This is a genomic window from Mesorhizobium sp. M7A.F.Ca.CA.002.04.1.1, assembly GCF_004022805.1.
GTDB lineage: Bacteria > Pseudomonadota > Alphaproteobacteria > Rhizobiales > Rhizobiaceae > Mesorhizobium > Mesorhizobium ciceri.
On the sequence record NZ_RZPL01000208.1, the window covers coordinates 1 to 7,916 of the forward strand.

Annotated in this window: 13 protein-coding genes; 9 read left to right on the top strand and 4 right to left on the bottom strand. The window is 60.2% G+C overall.

Features of this window, described 5'->3' with window-relative positions; genetic code table 11:
* Window positions 1-456: 456 nt before the first annotated feature.
* The gene (locus tag ENZ75_RS13330; protein ID WP_063170161.1) at window positions 457-1,635 is read right to left on the bottom strand and encodes a zinc-dependent alcohol dehydrogenase; all 1,179 of its coding nucleotides are present in this window, start codon (window positions 1,633-1,635) and stop codon (window positions 457-459) included.
* A 698-nt stretch (window positions 1,636-2,333) separates the two neighbouring features.
* On the opposite strand from ENZ75_RS13330, the gene ENZ75_RS13340 reads away from it, so the two are divergent.
* The 9 genes from ENZ75_RS13340 (at window position 2,334) to ENZ75_RS13380 (ending at window position 6,811) form a co-directional block, all read left to right on the top strand.
* The gene (locus ENZ75_RS13340) at window positions 2,334-2,600 is read left to right on the top strand and encodes a hypothetical protein (protein WP_063170162.1); all 267 of its coding nucleotides are present in this window, start codon (window positions 2,334-2,336) and stop codon (window positions 2,598-2,600) included.
* Window positions 2,597-2,815 carry a hypothetical protein gene (locus tag ENZ75_RS13345; RefSeq protein ID WP_063170163.1) on the top strand — a complete coding sequence of 73 codons (219 nt, stop codon included), beginning with the start codon at window positions 2,597-2,599 and terminating at the stop codon, window positions 2,813-2,815. Before ENZ75_RS13340 ends, ENZ75_RS13345 begins: the two co-directional genes overlap by 4 nt.
* Before the next feature lie 4 nt (window positions 2,816-2,819).
* Window positions 2,820-3,035: a hypothetical protein gene (locus tag ENZ75_RS13350; protein ID WP_063170164.1), complete on the top strand. Its 216-nt coding sequence runs from the start codon at window positions 2,820-2,822 to the stop codon at window positions 3,033-3,035.
* Window positions 3,036-3,082: 47 nt separating this feature from the next.
* Window positions 3,083-3,685: a hypothetical protein gene (locus tag ENZ75_RS13355; protein WP_063170165.1), complete on the top strand. Its 603-nt coding sequence runs from the start codon at window positions 3,083-3,085 to the stop codon at window positions 3,683-3,685.
* A 126-nt stretch (window positions 3,686-3,811) separates the two neighbouring features.
* The gene (locus ENZ75_RS13360) at window positions 3,812-4,039 is read left to right on the top strand and encodes a hypothetical protein (RefSeq protein WP_063170474.1); all 228 of its coding nucleotides are present in this window, start codon (window positions 3,812-3,814) and stop codon (window positions 4,037-4,039) included.
* A 324-nt stretch (window positions 4,040-4,363) separates the two neighbouring features.
* Window positions 4,364-4,900, top strand: a complete 537-nt coding sequence (locus ENZ75_RS13365) for a hypothetical protein (RefSeq protein ID WP_245441275.1) — start codon at window positions 4,364-4,366, stop codon at window positions 4,898-4,900.
* Window positions 4,897-6,117, top strand: coding sequence for a divalent metal cation transporter (locus ENZ75_RS13370; RefSeq protein ID WP_063170167.1), 1,221 nt, complete (start codon window positions 4,897-4,899; stop codon window positions 6,115-6,117). Before ENZ75_RS13365 ends, ENZ75_RS13370 begins: the two co-directional genes overlap by 4 nt.
* A 32-nt stretch (window positions 6,118-6,149) precedes the next feature.
* Window positions 6,150-6,476, top strand: coding sequence for a hypothetical protein (locus ENZ75_RS13375; protein WP_335916772.1), 327 nt, complete (start codon window positions 6,150-6,152; stop codon window positions 6,474-6,476).
* Between the two features lie 2 nt (window positions 6,477-6,478).
* Window positions 6,479-6,811: a hypothetical protein gene (locus tag ENZ75_RS13380; protein WP_013533179.1), complete on the top strand. Its 333-nt coding sequence runs from the start codon at window positions 6,479-6,481 to the stop codon at window positions 6,809-6,811.
* A gap of 30 nt (window positions 6,812-6,841) precedes the next feature.
* Here ENZ75_RS13380 and ENZ75_RS13385 read toward each other — a convergent pair whose 3' ends face one another.
* From ENZ75_RS13385 to ENZ75_RS13395, 3 genes are all read right to left on the bottom strand, one after another.
* The gene (locus ENZ75_RS13385) at window positions 6,842-7,168 is read right to left on the bottom strand and encodes a hypothetical protein (protein ID WP_063170168.1); all 327 of its coding nucleotides are present in this window, start codon (window positions 7,166-7,168) and stop codon (window positions 6,842-6,844) included.
* Between the two features lie 90 nt (window positions 7,169-7,258).
* The gene (locus ENZ75_RS35585) at window positions 7,259-7,612 is read right to left on the bottom strand and encodes a DUF982 domain-containing protein (RefSeq protein WP_281061235.1); all 354 of its coding nucleotides are present in this window, start codon (window positions 7,610-7,612) and stop codon (window positions 7,259-7,261) included.
* Window positions 7,613-7,665: 53 nt separating this feature from the next.
* Window positions 7,666-7,845, bottom strand: coding sequence for a hypothetical protein (locus ENZ75_RS13395; protein WP_024502377.1), 180 nt, complete (start codon window positions 7,843-7,845; stop codon window positions 7,666-7,668).
* Window positions 7,846-7,916: the final 71 nt, after the last annotated feature.

The window sequence follows — 7,916 nt, forward strand, 5'->3', positions numbered from 1 at the left end:
GGCATTGCTTCGTCCCGACACGCACTCGTCGTGATTTCAACAGCCGGTTTCGATCAGTCCAGGGGCTTGTCCGTCGGCCGAGGCGTGGTGCTCGCCTGACGCGGCCGCCCGGCGTTGCGATTGGCAACCGGATTGTCAAGCGGCGCGGTCGACGGCCGGGATGTGCCTGCGGTTTTCGGCGTCTCCGGCTTGCCACCGGCATCCGTGTCACTGGCGTCCCGTCTCGGGTGCGGCAGACCATCGGCGTTCGGAGACCGGACGCTGGGTTTCGATGTGGAACTCTCATTGCTCATGGCAGCACCTTTCTTTGCATCGGGTGGGGCACGGTAGTCCCGCCGCTGTGAAGTCTGCAGGTCAAACCGTCGCCGCGATCGAAGGTTCCAGGTGCCAACGGGTCCATTGCGATCCACGGCCGCCGACTTACTCAGGGCAGACCTGGTGCGAGAGCCCGACACCTCAACCATGCGGCCGCATCACCACCTTGATGCAGCCATCCTGCTTGTCACGGAACGTCTTGTAGAGATCCGGCCCGGCTCCGAGATCCGCCCGGTGCGTGATCACGAAGGAGGGATCGATGTCGCCCTTCTGGACTATGTCCAGGAGCGGTTCGAGGTAACGCTGAGTATGGGTCTGACCCATCCGGAAGGTCAGGCCCTTGTTCATGGCGGCGCCGAACGGAATATGATCGACGAGACCGATATAGACGCCGGGCACCGAGATGGTGCCGCCTTTGCGGCAGGAGTAGATTGCTTCGCGCAGTACATGCGGCCTGTCGGTGCCGAGGTAGACGGCGGCCTTGACCTTGTCGAGCATGGCGTCGGCACTGGCGCCGGGATCCGACTCGGTACCGACACAGTCGATGCAGCGATCAGGACCGCGGCCATCGGTCATCGCCATCAAGGCGTCGTAAATATCGGAGTTGCTGAAGTCGAGCGTCTCGGCCTTGCCGTGCTCGCGAGCCATCGCCAGCCGCTCCGGCACCTTGTCTATGGCAATAACGCGGCCGGCGCCGAGCATCCATGCGCTTTGGATGGCGAACTGGCCGACCGGACCGCAGCCCCAGATAGCGACGGTATCGCCTGGCTCGATGCCGGCATTTTCAGCCGCCATGTAGCCAGTCGGGAAGATGTCTGAGAGGAACAGCACCTGTTCGTCGTCCATTCCTTCGGGCACCTTTATCGGACCGACATCGGCGAAAGGGACTCGCAGATATTCGGCTTGCCCTCCCCAATAGCCGCCGACCAGATGCGAATAGCCGAACAGGCCCGCCGGGGATTGTCCCATCACTTCGGCGGCCTGTTTGGCATTGGGATTGGACCTGTCGCAAAGCGAGAACAGCCCCTTCTGGCAAAACCAGCATTCGCCGCATGAGATGTTGAACGGCACCACGATGCGGTCACCCTTCCTGAATTTCGAATGGCCGCGGCCGACTTCCACGACCTCGCCCATGGTCTCGTGTCCAAGCACGTCGCCCGATTCCATGGTCGGCATATATCCGTTCATCAGATGCAGGTCCGAGCCGCATATGGCGCAGCAGATGACCTTGATGATGACGTCGCGATCATCCTCTATAGCGGGATCAGCCACCTGGTCGCATCGGATGTCGCCTTTGCCGTGCCATGTGAGCGCTTTCATGAGGTTGCTCCTTGTTGGAAGAAGGTTGGAAGGCAAATCGTGTAAAAGGCACCGTCTGAGCGTCTGCAGCAATCCGTCGATATACAGGTCAACACATAGGAGTTGCTGCCGTGATGCCCGATTGTTCAGTCTTTGGATGCGGAACCCGGCTCGGCCATCTTGCGGTGCTGTTCAGCCAGCGTGCCTGCCGGCATCACATGCGCCGCGGCGACCTGCAGCTTGTTCTCCAACTGCTGATGACTTGTTCCTCGCCGGCCATCTCGCCTCGTAACCGGCTATGACTACATCGGTGGGATTGTCCTTCTCATCGGTGCCGACCTTGCCCTCACCACGGCCAACTTTTCATTCGTCATAACGTCCTCCGAATTTCGCTTCGGCCGAACCACCATCGAGGCTGATTGTTCCGTACGGATAGGATTGAATGGGCGGCTTTATGCCGGCCATGAAAAGCGATTTTGTTCTGGGCACATTCGACTGTGAACAACTCATGATGGCGGTGGAACAACTCAAGTTTGTGCGAGTTCGGTAGCCGTGCAGCGTCATCGCTCCCCTTGTTTGATGCTGCACGGTCGGGTTCCCTCAGCCTGATCAGCCCGCGCGCCCTCGCGGCAGCGCGGGCTTTCTATGGGCAGGGCGCCATGTTTTAAATCTTTGGAACAACGTACCCGTTCAGCAGTTCGGCGTGCAGGAGGAACAAAATGCAATTCGCGGAAGAAATCGCGCTCAGGCGCGTAAAGATGCTGGTCGAACAATATGTTGTCGCCAGGAGCAGGAGATATGATTTCGTCTCGACCGAACTCGCCTGTAAGGCCATCCGCCAGGTCGTACGAAGCCCGATCGAGGACGCCGAACTGGACCATCTGCTGGCCAGAAGCGCCGTCAAACAAGGGCTGTCGGTGCGGTTCGACCGGATAGGTCATTGGCAGGCGGCTTCGCCCGAACTCAGCCAGGAGAAATCAGCATGAGGGCAGTGCTTTTGATGTCGGCCGCATTGCTCGCCTTGGCGGCGTGTAATGACAATGCCGATCCAGCCAAGTCCAAGACGGATACCACGAACAGCCAACCGGTCGACAAGAATCCCACGACGGACACCAACCCGACACCGCAGACCAGCACCGGCGGCGATCAGCAAGGTACGCAGCCAGCCCAGCCTGCATCTCCCAAGCCAAGTGGCGGCTAGGCCTATGGAGCGACGCAACGCGATAATCTCGCTGGTGATAGCCGCAGTCATCATTGTCGGTTTCGTCGTCGGCTTTTTCTACATTGATATGGGCTGGCAGACCTCGCCGCTGAAACGCGCGCCTGAACAGAACCAGGGTGGCAACGCCCCGGCGGATACCTCACCAGCCGCGGGCGTCCAGAAGAATCCCAAGGAAAACACCGAAATGCCTGGGCAGTGATCGACAGCTCGTCTCTGAGTAGACCTCGAACCAAGCCAGACGCGTTTATGCTGTCAGGTCCCACCGTGCTGATCCTTATGTACTTTCTGCTTCCCGTCTGGCTTGTCGCTGGCTTTGCAGACTGGCTTTGCCACCGCGCCTCACATATCGAGTCGACCACGGGCGCCAAGGAATCCTTGATCCATCTTCTGATGTTCGCCGAAGTAGGCGTGCCGTTGCTGGCAGCCATGTTCCTCGAGGTGAATGCCTTGGTCATCGCTGTCATGATCGTCACCTTCTTCATCCACGAGGCGACGGCGATGTGGGATGTACGCTATGCAACCACGGCGCGCAGGGTAACGCCGATCGAACAGCATGTGCACAGCTTTCTGGAAATGATCCCGCTGATGGGCCTGGTCAGCGTCGTCTCCCTCCATTGGACGCAGTTTCTTGCGTTGTTCGGGGCGGGGCCGGAAACCGCGCGCTTCGATATCGTCTGGAAATCGCAGCAGTTGCCACTGATCTATATCGTCTGCGTGATGGCCGTGATCGTACTTTTCGAGTTGCTTCCGTATGTGGAGGAATTCGTCAGGGGCTTACGGGCCAATGCCGGGAGGCTGATCCCGCCGAAAGCCAGGCGACGCGACCCGGGCCACACGACGTTGCGGTGATGGGGCGGTCTGAAACGATGCTTCCTTGACCACAAGTACTCAGCGGTCTGAGCGCCGTCTCGCGCGGAACATCTCTGCCGGACTGGTCATTAACAGAACGGGAGAGGACAGACATGGAGCGTGATGATGAGCATCCTTTCCGACCTCGACAAAAAGCTGACGGACAACATGTATGAACATGCCAGCGAACTCACGGATGCGGTGGCGGACCTGCCGCCGGAACTCGTTGAAAGCGTCGACCGGCTAATGCCTTTCATCCAGCCCGAAGCGCGCGAGACGGTGAGAAATCAGGTTTTCGGCCTGATCCACGAATACAGGATCGTGGCCCCTCGCAGCCCGGCCGATCAGGATTGACCTACCCGTTCTGGTCTATCGCGTGAGGCGCGGGTTGGCTGCCGCCATCGTTGCTTGCTCTATGGCCGCCGAACCACAGCCAAGCCGCGACGATCACGACTGCCACGATCACTATCCAGGATATGAGACGAGGCATTGCGGGATTCTCCGTGCCAGCAGTCCATTCACGTCGACGTGATGATCAGGACGGAATTGAAGTCGGCTCCGCCGCCTCCTTGTGCTCCTAATTCCGCACGCGATCCTTTGTTCCGCTTGAGTTGCGGTGGCCGGCTGAGATCTGTCGCGTCCACATGCCCTGCAGCCGCCCCGCCGGATGGGCTTTCGTTGACGCGCCCGCTGAACGCTCTAGGTCAATTCAAGCCGACCACCGCTCGTTCGGCACTAGGGGAGACTATTCTTGTGGCGCACCAAACGCCGAATTTGATCCTCAGCGGCCGTCATTTCCGGCTGGATTGTTTGTGCTTGCTGTTGCTGTTGTGCGTGTCGGCGGGATGCTCGTCTTCCGACGAGATCGAGCAGCAATCACGAACAGCGGCTTCCGCGGCACAGACCGCATCGATGTTGCTCGACGCTTGGATGGGCGGCGCGGCGCCGACCGCATACACGGTGGACACGCTGCAATCGATCGCCAAGACGCTCGTAGATACGGGGGCGCAAATCCGGTCCGCCGAAACCAGTGAACCCACCGAGCAAGCTTCTCTGACAAAAGCAGTCAATGATTTGTCGGTCGCGGTGACGCGTGCCGAGGCCGGACTGCAGGCAGATGACCGGCTGGAAGTCCAAGACGCGCAACAGGATTTACGGCTGGCGTCGCGTGCGCTCGCTGCCGCCTACGCCAAGTATTTCGCGCCGAAGCCATGAAAAAGCTCATGGAAATATCCCTCGGCGTCGTCACCAGCGTCGGCGGCTTCCTCGAAGTTGGGTCCATGGCGACGGCGGCGCAGGCAGGCGCGATGTTTGGCTTCCAGTTGATCTGGGCGGTGGTGCTTGGCACCGTCTGCATCATCTTCCTTGTCGAAATGTCCGGCCGGTTCGCGGCCGTGAGCCATCACACGATCTCCGACGGCATCCGCGAAAGGTTCGGTTTCAACGTCTTTCTATGGCCGTTGCTTGCCGCCTTGCTGGTCAATTTCCTGGTGCTGTCCGCCGAGATCGGCGGCGTTGCCATTGCGCTCGAACTTGCCACGGGCATAGGCTTCCAGTGGTGGGCACTGCCGGTGGCTTTGCTGGCGTGGCTGCTGCTCTGGAAAGGCACGTTCGGCGTCATCGAGAAGGGCGTGTCGTTTCTCGGTCTGGTGACGCTGTGTTTCGTCGTCGGAGCGGTGATGCTGAGACCTGATTGGACGGCAGTCGCAAGGGGCGCCGTGCCTTCGCTGCCGGTCCACGATGCCGCCAATTACTGGTTCATGGCGGTCAGCATTCTGGGCGCCTCGATATCGCCCTACCTGTTCATGTTCTATTCCTCGGGGGCCATCGAGGACCGGTGGGACAAAAGCTATCTCGGCGCCAATCGGGCCATAGCGGGGTTGGGCATGACCTTCGGGGGCACCATCTCGATCGGCGTGTTGATCGTGGCCGCTCTCGTGCTCGCCACGCATGGCGTCACCCAGGTGGACGACTATCACCAACTGCCGTTGATGCTGATCCCCATATTCGGCTTCTGGGGCTTCGTGCTGTTTGTTGCTTCTCTCGCCATCGCCTGCTTCGGCGCTGCGCTCGAGGTCGGGTTGCAACAGGCCTATCTTGTGGCCCAAGGGTTCGGCTGGAATTGGGGCGAGGATCGCAAGCCGCGCGACGATCCGGGTTTCAGCGCCATCTACACGATATCATTACTGTTGGCGGCTATTCCCATCGCGCTTGGTCTTGACCCGCTGAGGCTCACCATCTTTTCCATGGCGCTGACGGCTGCCAGCCTTCCGCTGACCGTCGTTCCGTTCCTGTTTCTGCTGAACGACAAACGTTATGTCGGCGAGCATCGCAACGGCATTTTGTCAAATGCCGCCGTCATCTTCATCATCGCGCTTGGCTTCGTACTGGCGGTGGTGACCATCCCGCTGCAGATATTCGGAGGCACATGATGAAGTTGCTGCGTGATCTCCTGGACAAGCAGGTGGTCGACCGCGAGCAGGTCAAGGTCGGTAAGGTCGACGGTTTGGTGGCGCAGTTGCGGCCTGGCAAGCCGCCTCGGATCATTGCCATCGAGCTCGGCTCCATCACCCTGGCGCGTCGCCTCGGCGCACGGCCCGGGCGCTGGATGGCGCGGCTCGCGGTCAAGCTGGGCGGCACGCAGCATGGCGAACCTCATCGGATCGCTTGGCGCAAGGTGAAAGATATCGGCATCGATATCGAGTTCGACATCGATGTGCGAGAAACGTCGATCTTCGCCTGGCAGGACTGGTTGCGCGACCATATCATCGGGCGCATTCCGGGAGCTTGATGATGATTACGGTCAATCTCGAGCATCTGGCGGGGCGGCGCGTACTCTCGCAGCGCGGCAAGAATGTCGGTTATATCGAGGAGATCCGCGCCGAACGGGATGGTGACGATTTCGTCGTCACCGAATTCCACGTCGGGGTCTACGCTGCTTTCGAGCGTCTTTCGGCCTCGGCCATAGGCGTGGCGGTGCTGGATCTTTTCCGATTACGCCGCCGCGACGGTCTATACCGCATTCCTTGGGACAAGCTCGACATCTCCGATCCCGCGCGACCGCGGCTGCTGTGCCCAATGACTGAACTCTCAGGCATGAAGGACGCGCCGGACCTCCAGGAATAGGTCGTGGGTGCTGCATCGTCGGGATTAGTCTCAGCGCAGCATGCTTGCCGCCAGGAAGACCACGGCTGCTGTCAAAACGACAGCTGCAATCACCAACACCGGCCAGTTGCCGCCAGGCCGCAGTTCCGGCTCGCCTTCGACCGGACGCATGGCATTGGCAAAGCTGGCATCGTTTTCGAATTTTGGACGAGTGCGCGGCGGACTTGTCTCAGCGACCGGATTTTGTGTGTCCGCGGCCTCTGCGTCTGTCTCAAGCGGGGCAATGGCGGGATCGAACCCCGGCGTCTTGTCGTGCGTTGCTCCTGCCTGAACTTCGCCTCTGGCCGCGGCAGCCGTGAGACCTGTAACCTTAGCCATAATCTCTCCCCTTCGAACCGATCTCGGCAGTATCGCACTTGCAGGCGCCGGCGGAACCAAGCTTGCATGCGCTGAGGCGACCCACCACGGTCAGACTTGCTCGCTCAGCAGAATCCTGGCGTCCTTGGCCGCAACGATGAACGCCTGTCGTGCCGCCCTTGTCGGCTTTTCGCCTCGCATGACGGCAAGGCACGCTCTGATCGCGGCAAGACGCCTCTCGGATGTCGGCTTTGGCCAGTCCCGCAGCAGCACTTCGGCTGCGTCCGACACCGAAACCACAACCCTGTCGCGGTCTATCCGGCCAGGTTGAATGACAATCGGCTTTCTGAAATGTCCAGTACGCACATGCCTCTCCAGCGGGATGCACTCTATTCGACACGCCGCTGCAAGACTGCGCGTCGCGACGCGCTTTAACTCCGCAACCGTCGATTTGTTCCAGAGCACCTGGCGTTTGAAACAACTAGCCGTTGGCCGTCCGTGCGCGCCCGTCCCAAGACTTACAACAGGTCCTTGCGAAGGAAGATGCGTGCGTGCCCTGGAATTCCGAATTCGACTTTGCCGAATTCCTCGAACCCATGCTGCATGTAGAATAGCGGCGCCTGGAAACTGCTTGTCTCGACCACGGCTTTTTTGCAGCCACGCTGGTTCATGGTGCCGGCGTTCCTGTCGCCTGTCACTTCTCCACATTTTCCGTCGATGTGGCAGATCTCACGCGAGATAGTCCGGCAGCCTCATGCGTGGATCGTGG

What these genes read in the sequence shown, in the direction of transcription:
- ENZ75_RS13330 (WP_063170161.1), bottom strand. Translation starts at nt 1,635, where the DNA reads ATGAAAGCGCTCACATGGCACGGCAAAGGCGACATCCGATGCGACCAG.
- ENZ75_RS13340 (WP_063170162.1), top strand. Translation starts at nt 2,334, where the DNA reads ATGCAATTCGCGGAAGAAATCGCGCTCAGGCGCGTAAAGATGCTGGTC.
- ENZ75_RS13345 (WP_063170163.1), top strand. Translation starts at nt 2,597, where the DNA reads ATGAGGGCAGTGCTTTTGATGTCGGCCGCATTGCTCGCCTTGGCGGCG.
- ENZ75_RS13350 (WP_063170164.1), top strand. Translation starts at nt 2,820, where the DNA reads ATGGAGCGACGCAACGCGATAATCTCGCTGGTGATAGCCGCAGTCATC.
- ENZ75_RS13355 (WP_063170165.1), top strand. Translation starts at nt 3,083, where the DNA reads ATGCTGTCAGGTCCCACCGTGCTGATCCTTATGTACTTTCTGCTTCCC.
- ENZ75_RS13360 (WP_063170474.1), top strand. Translation starts at nt 3,812, where the DNA reads ATGAGCATCCTTTCCGACCTCGACAAAAAGCTGACGGACAACATGTAT.
- ENZ75_RS13370 (WP_063170167.1), top strand. Translation starts at nt 4,897, where the DNA reads ATGAAAAAGCTCATGGAAATATCCCTCGGCGTCGTCACCAGCGTCGGC.
- ENZ75_RS13380 (WP_013533179.1), top strand. Translation starts at nt 6,479, where the DNA reads ATGATTACGGTCAATCTCGAGCATCTGGCGGGGCGGCGCGTACTCTCG.
- ENZ75_RS13385 (WP_063170168.1), bottom strand. Translation starts at nt 7,168, where the DNA reads ATGGCTAAGGTTACAGGTCTCACGGCTGCCGCGGCCAGAGGCGAAGTT.